This window comes from Inquilinus limosus DSM 16000 (assembly GCF_000423185.1).
GTDB classification, from domain to species: Bacteria; Pseudomonadota; Alphaproteobacteria; order DSM-16000; family Inquilinaceae; genus Inquilinus; species Inquilinus limosus.
In genome coordinates this window covers 113,041-130,405 of record NZ_AUHM01000006.1, presented here as the reverse complement: position 1 = coordinate 130,405, position 17,365 = coordinate 113,041, and the positions used below count along the sequence as shown (strand labels likewise).

Sequence of the window (17,365 nt, the reverse complement as noted above, 5' to 3'; positions counted from 1 at the left end):
GTGGTGGACTCCTCGAGCTAGCCCGTCTCGCCGGCCAGCGCCTCGAGGGTCAGGATGAGGCCCGAATGATCCTTGTCGCCCGCGCCCATGGCGATCGCGGCGTTCATGAGCTGCTGCGTCGCCGCGGTGTTGGGCAGCATCAGATCGAGCGCCTTGGCCGCGTCGATCGCGAGGGTCAGGTCCTTCCGGTGCAGCCGGATGCGGAAGCCCGGATCGAAGCTGCGCTTGATCATGCGCTCGCCGTGCAGTTCGAGGATGCGGGAAGTGGCGAGGCCGCCCATCAGCGCCTCGCGCACCTTGGCGACATCCGCGCCCGCCCTTTTTGCGAACAGCAGCCCCTCCGCTACCGCCTCGATGGTGAGCCCGACGATGATCTGGTTCGCGACCTTGGCCGTCTGCCCGTCGCCGCTGCCGCCGACGAGGGTAATGGTCTTGCCCATCGTCTCGAAGATCGGCTTCGCGCGTTCGAAGACCTCCGCCTTTCCGCCGGCCATGATGGTGAGCGAGGCGTTCCTGGCGCCCACCTCGCCGCCCGAGACCGGGGCGTCGAGATAGTCACAGCCGAGCGCCTCGATCCTGGCCGCGAAGTCCTTCGTCGCCACCGGCGAGATCGAGCTCATGTCGATCACGAGCTTGCCGGCGCTCAGGCCGGAGGCGACGCCCTCGGCCCCGAACAGCACCTGCTCGACATCGGGTGTATCGGGGACCATCAGGATGATCACGTCCGACTCTTCGGCGACGGCCCGCGGGCTTTCGGCGGCCGTGCCGCCCCTCTCGACAAGATGGCGCGACGGCTCCTTGACCCGGTGGAGGAACAACAGGTGGCCGGCGTCGATCAGATGGCCGGCCATCGGCCGCCCCATCACGCCCAGCCCGATGAATCCGATCCTCATCGGCTTTCTCCCCAGTCTTGTCTGACCCTCTTTGGCATGGCGTCCTCAGGCGACGAAGCGGGTGCGATGCATCATCCGCTTCCGGCGCGGATCGGGGCTCGGCACCGCCGAGATCAGGCTCCTGGTGTAGGGCTCGCGCGGGGCGGTGCAGATCTCCTCCGCCGGGCCCATCTCGACGAGACGCCCGCGATGCATGACCGCGACCCGATCGCAGAAGTAGCGGACGACGGAGATGTCGTGCGAGATGAAGACGAAGCTCAGCTTCAACCGCCTCTGCAGCTCGAGCAGCAGGTCGAGGATCTGCGAGCGGATCGAGACATCGAGCGCGGCGGTCGCCTCATCGGCGATGACGATGCGCGGGTCGAGCGCGAGGGCGCGGGCGATACCGATGCGCTGCCTCTGCCCGCCGGAGAAGGCATGCGGATAGCGCTCCATGGCGAGCGGATCGAGGCCGACCAGCTCCATGAGCTCGGCGACCCGCTTCGTCAGGGCCGCCCCGCGCGCCGTCCTGCTGACATGGAGAGGATCGCCGATGATCTGCTTGACCGTCATCCGCGGGTTCAGCGACGCGAACGGGTCCTGGAACACGAGCCGCACGTCGCGATGGAAGGCCTTGAGCCCCGGCTTGCCGAGCGCCGTCACCTCCACCGGCTGACCCTTGCCGTCGACATAGGCGATGCGGCCGGCGCTGGGCTCGATCGTCCGCAGGATCAGCCGTCCGAGCGTGGTCTTGCCGGAGCCGCTCTCGCCGACGATGCCGAGATTCTCCCCCGGGAAGAGATCGAGGCTGACATCGTCGACGGCGGTGACGGCATAGTCGCCGCGGCCATAGACCTTCGACACGTTGCGCAGCGACAGCACCGGCGCCGTCTCGCCCGGCGCGACGCCCGCCGGCCTCGTGACCGCCCGCCGGCTCTCCTCCAGCTTCATCGTCGAATGCAGCAGGGCACGGGTGTAGGGGTGCCTGGCGTCGTGGAAGATCGCGTCGGCGCTGCCCCGCTCGACGATGCGGCCGTAATGCATCACCGCCACCTCGTCGGCGATCTCGGCGACCAGGCCCATGTCGTGCGTGATCAGCAGCATCGCCATGCCGCGGCTGTCCTGCAGCCGCTTGATCAGGTCGAGGATCTCCGCCTGGGTGGTCACGTCGAGCGCCGTCGTCGGCTCGTCGGCGATCAGGACGTCGGGGTCGCAGGCGAGCGCCATGGCGATCATCGCCCGCTGCCGCATGCCGCCCGAGAACTCGAAGGTGTAGCGATCGACCATCCTGTCGGGATGGGGGATCTCGACCTGCCGCAGCAGGTCGATGGCCGCGTCGCGCGCGGCCCGCTTGCCGAGCCTGCGGTGGAGCCGCAGCGCCTCCACGATCTGGGAGCCGATCGTGTGCACGGGCGAAAGCGAGCTCATCGGCTCCTGGAAGATGAGGCCGATCCGCCCGCCCCGGATCTTCAGGAGTTCCGGGCTGCGTTCGCCGAGCCCGGCGATGTCGATCTCGCCGCCATGGCCCCGCAGCAGGATGCGCCCGCCGGCGATCCGCCCGTTGCGGTCGATGATGCGCAGCAGCGCCCGCGCCGTCACGCTCTTGCCCGAGCCGCTTTCGCCCACCAGGCAGAGCGTCCTGCCGCGCTTCAGCTCGAAGCTCACTTCCCGCGCCGCGTGCAGGACATGGGTGCGCAGGTTGAAGTCGAGGCTGAGCTGTTCGACCCGCAGCACCGTCTCGGCATCGGCGGCGGCCGTGGCGGGCTTTTCCGCCGTCATGAGTCCCATCGCGGCCCCGGTCATGAATCGTAGGGGTCGGCGGCGTCGCGCATGCCGTCGCCGAGGAAGTTGAAGGCCAGCACGGCGAGCACCACGGCGCCGGCCGGCCAGGCCAGCAGCCACGGGGCGCCGGCGATGGTGCGGACGTTCTGCGCCTCCTGCAGCAGCACGCCCCAGGACACCACCGGCGGCTTCAGCCCGATGCCGAGGAAGGACAGCGCCGTCTCCGCCACGATCATGGTCGGGACGGCGAGCGTCACCACCGCCAGGATGTGGCTGGTGAGCGAAGGCAGGATGTGCCGGAAGATGAGCCGGCGCTCGCTCGACCCGTCCAGCCGCGCGGCGGTGACGAAGTCTTCGCCCCTGAGGGCATAGAACCGGCCGCGTACCTCGCGCGCCAGCCCGGTCCAGCCGAACAGCGAAACGATCAGCGTGATGACGAAATAGACCTGGAGCGGCGACCAGGTGAGCGGGATCGCAGCCGCGAGCCCGAGCCAGAGCGGGATGGTCGGCATCGCGCTGATCACCTCGATGATGCGCTGGATCACCATGTCCACCGCCCCGCCGTAGAAGCCGGAAAGGCTGCCGAGCGTGACGCCGAGCAGCAGGCTGATGCAGACGCCCACCAGCCCGATCGACATGGAGACGCGGGTGCCGTGAATCAGCCGGCTCAGCATGTCGCGGCCGAGCTTGTCGGTGCCGAGCAGATACATGGTGTCGCCCGGCCGCAGCGGCCCGACGAGGTGCCGGTCCATGGGGATCAGGCCCCACAGCCGGTAGGCCGGGCCCTTCACGAAGACCCCGATGGGCACCACCTTGGCCTCGTCCACCACATAGCTGCGGCGGAGCGAGGCCTGGTCCACCTGCATGGAATAGCCGGTGACATGGGGCAGGAAGCGCGAGCTGCCGTCTGGCTCGGTCGTGAAGAACCGGATCTTCTGCGGCGGCGCATTGGTGAATTGCGGCCGCGCGGCATTGGGCAGGGCCGGCGCCAGGAACTCCGCGAAGGCGCCGATGAGATAGAGCGCGAGGATGATGATGCCCGAAGCGACCGCCAGCTTGTTGCGGGCGAAGCGCCGCCAGATCAGCGTCCACTGCCCGGCGGCGGCGATCTCGCTTCCGTTGGTCCCGGGCTTCAGGAGGGTGATGGCGGGTCCCGTCTCCGCCGGCCCGTCGATGAAGATGTGCTCGCTCATCAGGTGAACCGGATCCGTGGATCGAGCAGCGCGAGGAGGAGGTCGGAGACCAGCATCCCGATCAGCGTCAGCACGCCCATCAGCAGGATGAAGCTGCCGGCCAGATACATGTCCTGCGAGATCAGAGCCCGAAGGAGGAGCGGCCCGGCCGTCGGCAGGTTGAGCACGATGGCGGTGATGGTCACCCCCGAAATCAGCTCCGGCAGCACCCAGCCGATGGCGGAGACGAAGGGATTCAGCGCGATGCGCACCGGATACTTCACCACCACCTTGTATTCGGGCAGGCCCTTCGCCTTGGCCGTGATGACGTAGGGCTTGTTGAGCTCGTCGCTGAGATTGGCGCGCAGGATGCGGATCAGCGCCGCGGTGCCGTTCGTGCCGATGACGATGACCGGAATCCAGAGATGCGAGAGGAGGTCGAGGAATTTCGCCCAGGACCACGGCGCATCGGCATATTCCGGCGAGTACAGCCCGCCCACGCTCTGGCCGAAGTATTTGTAGGAGAGATACATCAGCGTCAGCGCCATGATGAAATTCGGCACTGCAAGACCGAGGAATCCGAGAAAGGTGAAGCTGTAGTCACCGATCGAATGGCGGCGGATGGCGGAATAGATGCCGATCGGCAGCGAGACCGCCCAGACGAAGAGCAGCGAGACGATCGAGATCGCCAGCGTCGAGCCCATCCGTTCCCAGATGAGGTCGGCGACCGGCCGATTCCATTCGAAGGAATAGCCGAAGTCGCCGCGGAACAGGATGCCGCTCATCCACTTCCAGTACTGCACCCAGATGGGGTCATCGAAGCCGTAGATTTCCCTGAGCCGCGCCACCTGCGCCGGATCCACGTTCTGGCCGGAGTCCGTCATCATGGCGATCATCGAGGTGAGGTAATCGCCCGGCGGAAGCTGGATGATGAGGAACGCGATGATCGACATGCCGAACAGCGTCGGGACCATGTAGATCAGGCGTTTGATGACGTAGCGCAGCATGTCCGCCCGCGCCTCCTTCCCCCTCAGGCCCAGGTGATGTGGACCACCTCGACCAGGTCGATCCCCGGCACCGTCACGATCACCCGGTCCCCGTCCCCCCTCGCCTCCGCCTTCGCCCCGGCGACGAGCAGCCGTGCGTCGGCGAAGGAGCGGTCCGCGGGGATGGCCACCGAGACCTCCTGCCGCTCCACGGGGTGGATCTCCCGGGTCGGGCCTTTCATCATCATCGGGTTGGTGAGGTTCTGCAGCGCGACGGCGAGTCCGTTCTCGCCTTCGCGCACGGCGACATCCAGCACCGCCCGCCCGCTCACCTCGACGTCCGGCCGCTTGCCGAGCGCCCAGCGCACGGCGTTCGCGATCAGCCGCTGGTGGTCGGCGGCCAGCACCTCCCAGAAGATCCCGCCGATGTTCCAGGGGATGTAGACCGTGCGGCCCCCGCCCGGGTGCCGGCGCGCCACCACCGCGGCGCCCTTCGGCGCCTCGCGCGGATAGACCTCCTCCATCGGCAGGTCCGGGAAGTCCGGCACATACAGGAACGGAGCCTCGGCGTCGGCCGCCGCCTCGACGGCGATCAGATGCGTGCCGCCGATGATGCGCTCCGCCCCCTCATAGCCCTCCGAGATCGGATGGCTGCCGTTGAGCGCCACATAGCTGTTCTGGACCGGCCCCCTGGACGGCGTTGTCATCGTCGCGCCGAGAAGGCCGCCCAGCGCCAGGGTCCCGCGCGGGCGGTTGTTCTCGTCGCGCACCGAGGTCTGATAGGCCGCGACCACGCTGCCGCCGCGGGCCACATAGGCTTCCAGCGCGGCGCATTGCGCGTCGGAGAGGCAGGTCGCATTGGCGAGGATCACGACCTTGAAGCGGTCGAGCCGCTCGGGCGTCATCGCCTGGTCCGACAGCATCTCGAAGGGCAGCTTCTCCTCGACCAGCGCCTGATAGAAGCCGAGATCGTCGGCCTCCGCCTCCTTGTGCGTCTCCGGCCCGTGGTGGCGCAGGGTGGTGGCCGGATCGATGATGGCGATCTCCGCCGCCGGCCTGGTCGCCGCAAGGACCGGCTCCAGCGCGGCGTGCAGGCCGAAGCTCTCGACGACCGGTTCGACCCAGCGCCTGTCGGGCACCACGCCGTTGAACTTCGTGAACCAGGGCAGCATGCCCTGGACCACGCCGTCGAGCATCCACGACCGGATCTCCGGGCCGGTCGTCACCGCATCCTTCCAGCGGTACTTCTCCTCGGGCCCGATGGAGGTGATGAGGACCGCCGGCCGCTCGCGGAAGGTCGCCCGCATGCGCTTGCCGTTCCGGCCCGCCATCCAGATCGGCTCGGTGCCGCGCCGGCCCTGATCGTCGACGACGAGGAACGGGCAGTGCCGTTCGATCAGCTTCAGATCGAACTCCATCAGCGACACGCTGCCCATGTTGGGGATGAAGCTGGTGTCCGGCTTGATCGCCTTCATCGCCTCGTCCCATTCGACGACAAGGCGGCTCAGCACCGCGCGCCGCCAGGCCGCCCAGGCCAGCCAGGCCGGATTCTCGGGATCGGCGTCGAGCGGCAGGTCGTGGCCGGACGCGTCGCGGAAATTCCTCCGGCAGGTATCGCAGTAGCAGACCCCGTGCCCCTGCCAGCGATTGGCGAAGATCGCATCGATGTCGTAGTCGCGCGTGATCTCCCGCAGCACCTGCGGCATGAACCTGAAGTTGTAGTCGCTGTAGGCGCAGGTCACCCAGACGCTCGGATAGGCCCAGTGGCGACGCTTGTTGCCGTCCTTGTCGACGGCGATCCATTCCGGATGGGCGTCGGCCGCATCCTGGTGGATGGCGTGCGGGTCGACACGTGCCATGACATGCATGCCGAGGCGACGGGCGCCCTCGACCAGCGTGCCGAAGGGGTCGGTCTCGCCGAGATATCGGCTCACATAGTGGAAGGGCACCTTCGACGGGTAATAGGCGATATAGCCCCCCGCGCTGAGACAGGTCGCGTTCGACTTGCTGCGCTTGAAGAGGTCGATCCAGAACTCGGGATCGAAGCGGATGGGGTCGTCCTCGGCGAGGGTGAGCTGCGTCCAGCGCGTCGCCGACCTGTACCAGTCAGCTGTCCTCAGGCCTCCGGCCGACGGCGCAACGGTCTCCAGCATGTCTCGCGTCCTGTTTACCGGTCGAGGGGGCCCGGCGCCGGCCATGGGCCGGATCCGGATGCGACGAAGGGTGTGCCGATCAGGCCTTGAAGAACTGCTCCGGCCGCGCCGGACCGGGGGTCGGCCAGCCGAAGGAGTTCGGCATGGTCTTCGGCACGTTGACCATGGTGGTCTTGACGATCCCGTAGCCGTCCGGCGGCAGGCTGACGCCGAAGGTCATGAACAGATCCGCCGCGTTCTCCAGGATCTGCCGCATCAGCGTCTTCTGCTGCCCGGGATCGGCGGTGGCGAGCAGCTTCCGGTAGAGATCCTGCTGCGCCTTCACCTCCGGCGGCGGCTCGATCGCGTCCGGATTGCCCGGATCGAGATAGTGGAGCGACCAGCCGGGGGCATAGAGCGAGTTGGTCGAGAAGGGCACGAAGTACCGCGCATCGAGCATGGCGGCGATGCCGCTGTTGGCCCCGAACTGATGCGCCGTCGCGTCGAAGTCGCGCCCGCGGCGGACCCGCGTCTCCCAGAGGGAGCGGTCCATGCTGCGCACCTGCGCATCGATGCCCACCGCCTGGAACATGGGCACGGCGAGCTGGAACATGTCGAGGAAGGTGGTGCGGGTCTGGTCCAGCTCGAAGATGATCGTCACCCGCCGGCCGCTCTCGTCGAGCCGGAAGCCGTCGCCGTCCTTGTCGGGGATGATCTTGTCCAGCATCGCATTGGCGGCGTCCGGATCGTACTGCGTGAAATCCTTGGCCAGCCTTTCGACATAGAGCGGGTCCTCGGGCCGGATCGAAGCCTGCGCCGGCTCACCCTGCCCCACGAACACCGCGTCGATCAGCGCCTGACGGTCGATGGCGATCGAGAGCGCCTGGCGGAATTCCCTGGTGTTGAACAGCTTGTTCTTGACCGGATCGGTGTGGTTGAGGTTGAGCTGGAAGACCATCACATTGGCGGCGGTCTCCTTCAGAGTATAGAAGCCGTAGCCGCCCTTCTCCTGGCCATCGAACAGGACCGGCTTGTTCGCCGGGGTGGCGATGTACTGGTCCATCATGTCGATCTCGCCCTGCAGCGTCTTCAGCAGCAGGACTTCGGGGTCGGCCACCATCTGGTAGACGATGCGGTCGAAATAGGGCAGCTGGGCGCCTTCCGGATCGACCTTGAAATAATACGGATTGCGGACCGCCAGCGCCTGCTCGGTGTTCTGCCCGGGCGCTATCGTGAACATCCAGGCATTGAGCGTCGGCCGGCTCGGGTTCTGGAAGAAGGTGTTGTCGTCGACGAAGCCGATCTCGCGCTGGAACAGCGCGATCCAGCTTTCCAGCCCCCGCTCCTTGGCCAGCTTGTCGGCGTCCGGGTTGTATCGGATGTGGAATTGCTGGAGATAGTGCTTCGGCGCGCGCGTCAGCTGGTCCTGCTGCGCCCAGGCGAGATTCTGCACGAAGAAGCCGTTGGGCGACGGAAAGATCACCTTGAAGGTCGTTTCGTCGACCACCTCGATCCGCGCCGGCTTGCCGTTGGCGTACCACCAGGTGTTGCCGCCGGTGTTGGTGTCCTTGTCGGTGAAGAAGGCGTCGTACCAGAACTGCACGTCCTCGGTCGTGAAGGGATGCCCGTCCGACCATTTGTGGCCCTTGCGCAGGCGGAAGGTGTATTCGGTGGCGTCGGCATTGACCTCCCAGGACTCGGCCACGTTCTCGACCAGCCCCGACCAGTCCGGGTTGAAGCGGACGAGCGGTTCGTAGCCCTGATACCGCACCACCATCGAGAGCGATCCGCCGCCGACCAGAGCGTGCTTCCAGTCGCCGCCCTGCCGACCCGGGCGCTCGAAAGGGGTGATGACCAGCGGGTTTGCCGGCAGTCGCTGCGCGACGGGAGGCAAGGCGCCGGCGTCGACCTGCCCCTTCAGAAAGGCCGACTCCTTGAGATCCGCGGCGCGGACAATTCGGGGCAGCGCGAGCGATCCGGCGACGGCGGAACTGGCGGCGATGAAAGCCCTGCGGCTCAACTTCACCATCTCGATGTCTCCTCCCCGCCCGGCCTGTTATGATCGGCCGTGACATGTTGAAGGCTGTCATATGCCCATTTGTTAGGTAAAGCGTTATGTTCTGGAAATTTTGCAGTTATCTAACCGAGTGTTTTGATCTGGATGTGAATGATGTTTGCCTCCCGCAAGCGTCTTCGGGCAGCGCAACAAAACTTTTTTCTGCGGTATGCGCCGATGCTAGAAGGGATGGCCTGAGAACAAGGATCAACAATGGCCAAGGTCACATTGGCGACCATCGCCCAGCGCACCGGCCTGTCGAAATTCGCCGTGTCGCGCTCCCTGTCCGGCAAGAGCGGAGTGTCCGAGGAGACGCGCCGCCGCGTGCAGGAGGTGGCTGCCGAGCTCGGCTACGCGCGCGCGAACCCCGAGCCGGAGCCGCTCACCCTGGGGGTGATCTTCCACGACACCGATCTGATCAACAGCGAGCTTCACCTGCTGATCCAGAATGGCGCCCAGTCCGAAGCGCAAAGGCTGGGCTACCGCCTCACCATGCGCTGGACCCATCAGGCCGATGAGATCGAGGCCTTCGTGCGCTCCTGCGCCGGCGCCGTTCTCGTCGGGCCGCATGGCCGCGACAGCCTTGCCCGCGCCTATGCGCTCGGCACGCCGATCGTGCGGCAGGGCTGGCTCGAGCCGCTCGAGCAGGCGGACCATGTCGGCGGCACCGATCACGAGGCGGGCTCCGCCGTCGCCAACTATCTCCTGGCCCTCGGACACCGCCGCATCGCCTATGTCCACGGGACTCCCGGCTACCGCGGCCGTGTCGAGCGCTTCTATGGCGTCCGGGAGGTCCTGGAGAAGCATGAGGACGTGGAGTTCCGCGAGATGAAGTTCGATGCGGAGACGCGCTTCACCGAGCATCTGCGCGCCGCGCATGCGGAGGGCTTTCGCCCGACCGCCTTCTTCTGTGCCCATGACGGGCTGGCGCTGACGGTGATGTCCGAACTTCTGCGGCTCGGCTATCGGATTCCGGAAGACGTATCGGTCGTGGGCTTCGGCGACTACTCCGCCGCGACCCAGATCTCGCCGCAGCTGACCACCGTCAAGGTCTTCGGCCAGCAGATGGGGGCCACCTGCGTGCGTCTGCTCGATGATCGGATCCAGGGGCGCATTCCGCCCGACATTTCCCTGCGCGTCCACATCACGAGCCGTATCATCGAACGCGCTTCCTGTGGCCCGAGCAGAACGCCGGAGATCGCAGCCCCAGCAGTGTCGGCCGAGTGAGAGCGCTTCACGTCGGCCCGGCCGAAGCCCGCCACTCGGTCAGGCCATGGCGCCACGGGCCGCGACCGGCCACAGGCATTCGACCCGGCCGGACCTAATCCCGACATACCAGTCAAAGCGATCGACCGTCGGGTCGCAATGGCCCGGCACCAGGCGCAGCCGCTCGCCGAGCTTCGGCCTGGCGGCGCCGGGCTCGATCACCAACCGGCCATGCTCGTCCGACGGGCCTTCATAGCGGATGCCGTCCCGGCCCCAGACCAGCGGCATGCCGCTGTCGGTCGGGAGCGCCTTGTGGCCGGCATCGACCACGGCGGCGCCGTCGCGCGGGACGCTCATCACCGTCGCCAGCACGAACAGCGCCTGGAGGAAGGGCGGCGGCGGGTCGTTGCGGGCGTAATCCGCGTCCATGAAGGCGTAGGAGCCGACCTGCAGCTCGGTGAAGACGCCGCTCGCCGCCTCCAGCGCGAAGGTGCCGGTGCCGGCGCCGCCGACGACCGGGCAGTCGAGGCCGGCCCGGCGCAGATCTTCCACCGTCCGCCCCGCCGCCTCCGCCGCTTCGGCGATGGCGGCGGCGCGCTCCTCCGGCGACCGGCGGTGCTGGGCGCGGCCGTGATAGGCCTGCAGCCCGCCGAAGACGAGATGCCGGCTGGCGGCGATGCGCCGGGCCAGCGCCATCGCCTCCTGCCCCGGCGCCACGCCGCAGCGGCCGGTGCCGACATCGATCTCCACCAGCACGCTCAACCGCGCGCCGGCGGCCTCCGCCGCGGCCTCGATCGCCGCCACGGCATCGAGATGGTCGGCGCAGACGGCGACCCGCGCGATCCGGGTCAGCGCCGCAAGGCGGGCCAGCTTGCGCAGGCCCACCACTTCGTTGCTGACCAGGATGTCCGGCACGCCGCCCCAGGCCAGGATCTCGGCTTCCGCCACCTTCTGGGTGCATTGGCCGACGGCGCCGCGCGCCAGCTGCAGATGGGCGATCACCGGCGATTTGTGGGTCTTGGCGTGCGGCCGCAGCTTGACCCCGGCCGCCGCGGCCAGACCGGCCATGCGGTCGAGATTGGCCTCGAAGGCGTCGAGGTCGAGGATCAGGGCCGGGGTGTCGACCTCCTCCTCGCGCATGCCCGGCTCGGCCGGCGGCGGCTGCAGCATCGATCGGACTCCCTTGAGCTCCTGCCAGCGATACGAAACCTTAATCCGTCATGGCGAGCCCCGCAGGGGCGTGGCCATCCAGGGACCGCTCGCACTGGCCCCTGGATGGCCACGTCCCCCGGCTCAAGGCCGGGGCCCTCGCCATGACGGTTTGGGAGACGGCCGCCATCTCTTGTAATCGGTATCACGCCGCCATCGGCCGGGTCGCGCCCTTGAGCTCGCGGAAATTGTCGCGGATATGGGTCGCGGCCCGCAAGGCCAGGGCCGAGATCGTCGGGGTCGGGTTGACCACGCCGCCGGTGGCCAGGACGCTGCCGTCGACGATGAACAGGTTCGGCACGTCCCAGCTCTGGTGCCATTGGTTCACCACCGAGGTCTCCGGGTCGCTGCCCATGCGGCAGGTGCCGATCATGTGCCAGGCCGGGGTGCGGTAGACGCCGTCCTTGTCGCGGTAGTCCTGCAGCTTCACCTCGAAGGCACCGGCGGCGGTGCCGATGTCGACCAGCCGGTCGAGCATGTAGTTCATCATCCGCCGGTCGTTCTCGCCCGGCAGGTAATGCATGGTCGCGACCGGGATGCCGTCGGCATCCCGCCTGACCGGGTCGAGGGCGACGCGGTTCTCCGGGTTCGGCAGGTCGTCGCCGATCGCGTAGATGCCGATGCCGTGGCCGAAATGGCGCTCGAACCAGCGGTGGTGGTCGCGGCCCCAGGGCGCCCGGGTCTCGGTGATCCAGCCCGCGGCGACCTCGGCGGCGGCCGAGGTGCTGGTCAGGCAGTTGAAGTTGAAGCCGTTGACGAAGCCGCGGCGGACATCGGTCTCAGCGAATTCGCGGCTGATCAGCGAGGCGACATAGCCCATATGGCCGTCGACCGGCTCGTCCACCCAGATCTCGGCCCCCACCAGCGTGTGGTGCAGCAGGTTGCGGCCGACCTGGTCCGACTGGTTGGCGAGGTTGTCCGAGGCCAGCAGCAGCCGTGGAGTGCCGACGCCGTTGGCGGCGACGACCACGATCTCGGCCGGCTGGAACTCGGTGCGGCCGGTTTCGCGGTCGATGTAGTGGGCGCCGGTGGCCCGCCCGTCCCTGCCCTTCTCGATCCGCAGCACCCGGGCGTGGATGCGCAGCTCGGTCCCGGCCGCGAGTGCCTTGGGCCAGATCGACAGCGAATACTTGCTCATCGACCCGCGCGGGCAGCCGTTGCAGATGCCGCAGCCGTTGCAGCCGGGTCGGCCGTCGTAATCCTCCGAGATCACCCCCGCCTCGGCCGGCCACCAGTGCCAGCCGAGGGTGTCGAAGGCCTGGGAGAGGCGGCGCGCCGCCTTGGTGAAGGGCAGCGGCCCGGTCGGGCAGGCCTCGCGCGGCGGCATCGCCGGATCGCCGGCCAGGCCGCTGACGCCGATCATGCGGTCCGCCGCCTCGTAGAACGGCGCCAGGTCCTCATAAGCGATCGGCCAGTTCGGCTGCAGCCCGTGCTCGTCGCCCTTGCGGAAATCCGAGGGCCGGTAGCGCGGCCAGATCGCGCCATAGACATTGGTCGAGCCGCCGACGCCGTTCCACATCAGCACCTGCGAGCTGTCGGAGACGACCGGGTAGTCGTCCGGATGGCGGCGGCGGTTGACGTCGGCGTTCCACCGGGTGCGGCGCTGCCAGGACCAGTCGGAGCTGTAATGCGGGTGGTCGCCGGCCTCGACCCAGGAGCCCTGCTCGAGGCAGACGACCTTCAGCCCGGCCTCGGCCAGCACCACGGCGGCCAGCGATCCGGTGGCGCCGGCGCCGATGATCAGGATGTCGCAGGACGGCTTGGTCATCGCTTCAGGCCCCAGGCTTGCGTGCGGTCGCTGTCGAGTTCGAGGCGGGAGATGTCGACCCGGCGCACGGCCGCGGTCGGCAGATAGCGGCCCCGGCCGTGCCGCGGCGTGTCCCGCGCCGGATCGAAGCGCGGCAGCGGATAGCCCTTCACATGCGGCCGCAGCCGGTAGGGATGGCCCTGGGCGTTGATCACCGCCACGATGTACGGGCTTTCGTAGTAAGCGAAGTAAGCGGCATCGCGGACCCAGCCGAACAGCTCCGGCTCCGCCGCTTCGAAGGCCTGTGCGATGGCGATGCGCCGCTCCTCCGGATGGTCCGCGAAGGGCCCGCCGGCTTTCAGGATGGCCTGCGCCAGCCGGTCGAGGTCGGCCTCGCCGCGCTCCTCGACCAGGCGCATGGCCAGCGCCGACTGGACGCCGACGGTGGCGCCAGAGGGCCAGTCGCCGCCGCCCGGCAGCAGGAGGTCGACGAGGTCGGCCAGCAGCCGTGCCGCCACAGCCGCAGAAGGTGTGCTCATCTTGGATGTCATTTCCCGGTCCGGGTGATCGAGATCATCTTGAGTTCGGTCATCGCTTCGAGCGTGTGGCGCCCGCCGAGCCGGCCGATGCCGCTGCGGGTGCCGGAGCCGCCGCCGAAGGGCAGGTGCAGCTCCCACCAGGTGCTGCCGGCGTTGACGTTGACGATGCCGGCGGGGATCGCCTCGCCGAAGCGCAGCGCCCGGTCCATGTCCGCGGTGAACAGGCCGACGCTGAGCCCGTGGTCGGTGTCCAGCGCCAGGTCCAGCGCCTCCGCGTCGTCGTCGAAGGCCAGGACCGGCACCACCGGGCCGAACGTTTCCTCCCGGTTGATGCGCATGTCGCGGGTGACGCCGGCGATCACGGTCGGCTCGAAGAAGAGGTCGCTGCCCAGATCCGGCCGCGGCCGGCCGCCGGCCAGCACCGTGGCGCCGCGGGCGACGGCGTCCTCGACATGCTCGCGCACCTTGGCCGCGACCTTCGGGTTGTTCAGCGGCCCCATGGTCGTGCCCTGCTGCAGCGGATCGCCGAGCTTCTGCGCCCGCGCATGTTCGACCAGCCGCTGCGCCAGCGGCTCGACGATGCTGCGATGGGCCAGGACCCGGCCGGTGGCGGCGCAGACCTGGCCGGCGTTGAAGAAGGCGCCGCCGGCGGCGGCCGCGGCGGCGCGGTCGAGATCGGCGTCCTCGAACACCAGCACCGGCCCGTTGCCGCCGAGCTCCAGCAGCATCGGCTTGCCGGCGCCGCGCTCGGCGATGCGCTGCCCGGTGGCCGGGCTGCCGGTGAAGCCGATGCCGTTGGTGTCCGGATGGGCGACGATCTCGTCGCCGACCACCGCCCCCTCCCCGATCACCAGATTGACCACGCCCGGCGGCAGCCCCGCCTCCTCGATCGTATGCATCAGCTCGACCGCCGCCATCGACGTGCTCGGCGCCGGCACCCAGACGATGGCGTTGCCGGTGGCGATGCCCGGCGCGAGGTATTCGACCGGGATGTTCACCGGGAAGTTCCAGGGCGTGATCACCGCATAGACGCCGCGCGGCTGGCGCAGGGTCAGCACCAGCTTGCTCGGGTCCTCCGCCGGCAGGGTCTCGCCACGCAGCTGCTTGACCAGCTCGGCCGCCAGCCGGAAGCCGTCCGCCGCCTTGCCGACCTCGCCCTGCGCCTCTTTGAACGGCTTGCCCTGCTCGAGGCTCAGGGTGCGGGCGATGCGGTCGCGCGCGCCGTCGATCTGCGCGGCGATGGCGAGGCAGGCGCGCGCCCGCTCCCACACCGGCGTCGCGGCCCAGCCGTGCTGCGCCTGCCGCGCGGCGGCGATGGCGCGCCGCGCCGTCTCGCGGCTGCTGCGCGGCAGCCGGCCGATCGTCTCGCCGGTCGCCGGGTTCACTGCCGGCATCCATTCCGGCTCCGCCTCCCAGCGCCCGCCGATGTGGTTGGCGAAGGTCTCGATGTCGTCGCGCTGCATCATTCCGTTCCTTCCACCGGGTGCCACCAGCGCCCGTTGACCACGACGCCTTCGGCGAAGAGCCGCCGGCCGGCGGTGACGACCTCGCCGCGCACATCCTCCAGCGGGAAGGCGCCGTCCTTCAGCGACAGGATGCTGACGTCGCCGACGCTGCCCGGCCGGAGCGTCCCGAGCTCCGGCCGGCCCAGCGCCTTGGCGGCGTTGACGGTCGAGGCCGCGATCACCTCGTCCAGCGGCATGCCCAGCGCCAGGAACTTCGACAGCGTCGTCACCTGGTCATAGGCCGGCCCGTTGATGCACAGCGCATGGACGTCGGAGGAGATGGTGTCCGGCTTGAAGCCCTGGGCCAGCATCGCCCGCGCGGTCTTCCAGCCGAACGACCCCATGCCGTGCCCTATGTCGAACAGCACGCCGCGCTCGCGCGCCGCCAGCACCTCGGGCTTGACCTTGCCGTCGCCGGTGACCGGCGCGTTCGGGAAGGGCCGGAAGCAGTGGGTCAGCACATCGCCCGGCCGCAGCCGGTCCACCACCGCCTCGTAGGAGGGCGGCGGCTCGTCGATATGGACCATCAGCGGCAGGCCGGTCTCGTCCGCCACCTGCAGGGCGACGTCGAGCGGGGCGATGCCGGACGGGCCGCTGGCGATCCGGCCGATCCGCACCTTGATGCCGATGATCACATCGCGGTTGGCGTCGGCCACCTCGACTGCATCCCGCGCGGCCATCAGCCGGATGTCGTGGCTTTCGCCGACCATGACCCGGCTGGAGAAGCCGAAGATGCCGGCGAAGGAGACGTGCAGATAGACCAGGATGCGGATCCGGCTCGGCTCGATCACATGCCTGCGGAAGCCCGGGAAGTTGCCGGGCCCGGCGCTGCCGGTGTCGACGCAGGTGGTAACGGCGCTGGCCCTGGCGAACGCCTCGGCGTCGATGCCGAGCGAGGTGCCGCCCCAATAGACATGGGTGTGCAGATCGATCAGCCCCGGCGTCACGATCAGGCCGGACACGTCGCGGACGGCCGCGCCGCCGGGATCCAGGCCGGCGCCGATGGCGGCGACCTTGCCGCCGGCGAAGGCGATGTCGGCGACGCGGTCGATGCCCTGCGACGGGTCTATCACCCGACCGTTCCTGAGCACGAGATCGAAGGCCATGGGATGCAACGCTTCCTTGCGGTGGAACTAGACCCGGGCGCCGCTGGCGCGGTCGAACAGGTGGATGCTGCGGTCCGGGGCGGTCAGGGTCAGGCTGGCGCCCGGGCGCAGGCCGTCGGGGTCGCTGCAGGTGGCCTTGACCATGCGGTCGCCGACCAGCACGTCGAGGAAATGGACCGGCCCGGCCGGCTCGATCAGCGCCAGCTCGCCGGTCAGGGACAGCGCCCCGTCCTCCGGCCCCGCCGACGGCGTCAGATCGTGCGGGCGGATGCCGACCACCCGGCTGTCGTCCCGGCCGCCCGAGACGGCGGAGCCCGGCAGGAAGTTCATCTGCGGGCTGCCGATGAAGCCGGCGACGAACTGGTTGGCGGGCTCGCGATAGACCGCCATCGGGTCGGCGAATTGCTGCAGCACGCCGTCATGCATCACGGCGATCCGGTCCGACAGGACCATCGCCTCCTCCTGGTCATGGGTGACGAAGATGGTGGTCACCGCCAGTTCGCGCTGAAGCCGCTTGATCTCGGTCCGCATCCGCACCCGCAGGCTGGCGTCGAGGTTGGACAGCGGCTCGTCCATCAAGAGCGCCGCGGGGTTGCGGACGATGGCGCGGCCGACCGCCACGCGCTGGCGCTGGCCGCCGGACAGCTCGGCCGGCGACCGGTCCAGCAGCTCCTCCAGCCCCAGCAGCTCCGCCGCCCAGGCGACCTGGCGCCGGATGGCGTCGGCGCCGACCTTCTGCTGGCGCAGCGGGAAGGCCATGTTGTCCCGCACCGCCATGTGCGGGTAGAGCGCGTAGTCCTGGAACACCAGGGCGATGTTGCGGTCGCGCGGCGCCAGGCCGCTGATGTCGCGCCCATCGAACAGGATGCTGCCGGTGGTGATCTCCTCCAGCCCGGCGATGCAGTAGAGCAGCGTGCTCTTGCCGCAGCCGGAGGGGCCGAGGAAGGAGATGAACTCGCCGTCGGCGATGTCGAGGTCGAGCCCTTTCAGCACCCGGTGCTGGGCATAGCTCTTGGACACGGCGCGGATGTTGATCGAGGTCATGGGGGCCTC

The 17,365-nt window shown here is 68.9% G+C and carries 13 protein-coding genes; 1 reads left to right on the top strand and 12 read right to left on the bottom strand.

What is annotated here, in order from left to right; genetic code table 11:
- Positions 1-17 precede the first annotated feature (17 nt).
- The 6 genes from G537_RS0109795 to G537_RS0109770 form a co-directional block, all read right to left on the bottom strand.
- A complete protein-coding gene (locus tag G537_RS0109795; protein WP_026869968.1) occupies positions 18-893 on the bottom strand; it encodes a 2-hydroxy-3-oxopropionate reductase in 876 nt (291 codons plus the stop codon).
- A 45-nt stretch (positions 894-938) separates the two neighbouring features.
- On the bottom strand, positions 939-2,651 hold the full coding sequence (locus G537_RS0109790; RefSeq protein WP_034851207.1) for an ABC transporter ATP-binding protein: 1,713 nt from the start codon (positions 2,649-2,651) through the stop codon (positions 939-941).
- Positions 2,652-2,671: 20 nt separating this feature from the next.
- Positions 2,672-3,847 carry an ABC transporter permease gene (locus G537_RS0109785; protein WP_034851205.1) on the bottom strand — a complete coding sequence of 392 codons (1,176 nt, stop codon included), beginning with the start codon at positions 3,845-3,847 and terminating at the stop codon, positions 2,672-2,674.
- The gene (locus G537_RS0109780; protein WP_026869965.1) at positions 3,847-4,833 is read right to left on the bottom strand and encodes an ABC transporter permease; all 987 of its coding nucleotides are present in this window, start codon (positions 4,831-4,833) and stop codon (positions 3,847-3,849) included. The genes G537_RS0109785 and G537_RS0109780 overlap by 1 nt, the downstream gene beginning before the upstream one ends.
- Before the next feature lie 23 nt (positions 4,834-4,856).
- Positions 4,857-6,965 (bottom strand): alpha-amylase family protein, encoded by a 2,109-nt coding sequence (locus G537_RS0109775; RefSeq protein WP_026869964.1) that lies wholly within the window; start codon positions 6,963-6,965, stop codon positions 4,857-4,859.
- A 79-nt stretch (positions 6,966-7,044) separates the two neighbouring features.
- Complete coding sequence (locus G537_RS0109770; protein ID WP_026869963.1) at positions 7,045-8,973, bottom strand: ABC transporter substrate-binding protein; 1,929 nt, start codon at positions 8,971-8,973, stop codon at positions 7,045-7,047.
- Between the two features lie 240 nt (positions 8,974-9,213).
- On the opposite strand from G537_RS0109770, the gene G537_RS0109765 reads away from it, so the two are divergent.
- Positions 9,214-10,227 (top strand): LacI family DNA-binding transcriptional regulator, encoded by a 1,014-nt coding sequence (locus G537_RS0109765; RefSeq protein WP_034851203.1) that lies wholly within the window; start codon positions 9,214-9,216, stop codon positions 10,225-10,227.
- Positions 10,228-10,266: 39 nt separating this feature from the next.
- On the opposite strand, the gene G537_RS0109760 is transcribed toward G537_RS0109765, so the two are convergent.
- From G537_RS0109760 to G537_RS0109730, 6 genes are all read right to left on the bottom strand, one after another.
- Positions 10,267-11,376: a DSD1 family PLP-dependent enzyme gene (locus G537_RS0109760; protein WP_026869961.1), complete on the bottom strand. Its 1,110-nt coding sequence runs from the start codon at positions 11,374-11,376 to the stop codon at positions 10,267-10,269.
- A gap of 184 nt (positions 11,377-11,560) precedes the next feature.
- A complete protein-coding gene (locus tag G537_RS0109750) occupies positions 11,561-13,183 on the bottom strand; it encodes a GMC family oxidoreductase (RefSeq protein WP_026869960.1) in 1,623 nt (540 codons plus the stop codon).
- On the bottom strand, positions 13,180-13,701 hold the full coding sequence (locus G537_RS0109745) for a hypothetical protein (protein WP_155888563.1): 522 nt from the start codon (positions 13,699-13,701) through the stop codon (positions 13,180-13,182). Before G537_RS0109745 ends, G537_RS0109750 begins: the two co-directional genes overlap by 4 nt.
- Before the next feature lie 8 nt (positions 13,702-13,709).
- Positions 13,710-15,167 (bottom strand): aldehyde dehydrogenase family protein, encoded by a 1,458-nt coding sequence (locus G537_RS0109740; RefSeq protein WP_034851202.1) that lies wholly within the window; start codon positions 15,165-15,167, stop codon positions 13,710-13,712.
- Positions 15,164-16,312 carry an amidohydrolase/deacetylase family metallohydrolase gene (locus G537_RS0109735; protein ID WP_026869957.1) on the bottom strand — a complete coding sequence of 383 codons (1,149 nt, stop codon included), beginning with the start codon at positions 16,310-16,312 and terminating at the stop codon, positions 15,164-15,166. Before G537_RS0109735 ends, G537_RS0109740 begins: the two co-directional genes overlap by 4 nt.
- A 27-nt stretch (positions 16,313-16,339) precedes the next feature.
- On the bottom strand, positions 16,340-17,356 hold the full coding sequence (locus G537_RS0109730) for an ABC transporter ATP-binding protein (RefSeq protein WP_026869956.1): 1,017 nt from the start codon (positions 17,354-17,356) through the stop codon (positions 16,340-16,342).
- Between the last annotated feature and the right edge of the window lie 9 nt (positions 17,357-17,365).

Coding starts and splice junctions, on each gene's coding strand:
- G537_RS0109795 (WP_026869968.1), bottom strand. CDS start 893: ATGAGGATCGGATTCATCGGGCTGGGCGTGATGGGGCGGCCGATGGCC.
- G537_RS0109790 (WP_034851207.1), bottom strand. CDS start 2,651: ATGACGGCGGAAAAGCCCGCCACGGCCGCCGCCGATGCCGAGACGGTG.
- G537_RS0109785 (WP_034851205.1), bottom strand. CDS start 3,847: ATGAGCGAGCACATCTTCATCGACGGGCCGGCGGAGACGGGACCCGCC.
- G537_RS0109780 (WP_026869965.1), bottom strand. CDS start 4,833: ATGCTGCGCTACGTCATCAAACGCCTGATCTACATGGTCCCGACGCTG.
- G537_RS0109775 (WP_026869964.1), bottom strand. CDS start 6,965: ATGCTGGAGACCGTTGCGCCGTCGGCCGGAGGCCTGAGGACAGCTGAC.
- G537_RS0109770 (WP_026869963.1), bottom strand. CDS start 8,973: ATGGTGAAGTTGAGCCGCAGGGCTTTCATCGCCGCCAGTTCCGCCGTC.
- G537_RS0109765 (WP_034851203.1), top strand. CDS start 9,214: ATGGCCAAGGTCACATTGGCGACCATCGCCCAGCGCACCGGCCTGTCG.
- G537_RS0109760 (WP_026869961.1), bottom strand. CDS start 11,376: ATGCTGCAGCCGCCGCCGGCCGAGCCGGGCATGCGCGAGGAGGAGGTC.
- G537_RS0109750 (WP_026869960.1), bottom strand. CDS start 13,183: ATGACCAAGCCGTCCTGCGACATCCTGATCATCGGCGCCGGCGCCACC.
- G537_RS0109745 (WP_155888563.1), bottom strand. CDS start 13,701: ATGAGCACACCTTCTGCGGCTGTGGCGGCACGGCTGCTGGCCGACCTC.
- G537_RS0109740 (WP_034851202.1), bottom strand. CDS start 15,167: ATGATGCAGCGCGACGACATCGAGACCTTCGCCAACCACATCGGCGGG.
- G537_RS0109735 (WP_026869957.1), bottom strand. CDS start 16,312: ATGGCCTTCGATCTCGTGCTCAGGAACGGTCGGGTGATAGACCCGTCG.
- G537_RS0109730 (WP_026869956.1), bottom strand. CDS start 17,356: ATGACCTCGATCAACATCCGCGCCGTGTCCAAGAGCTATGCCCAGCAC.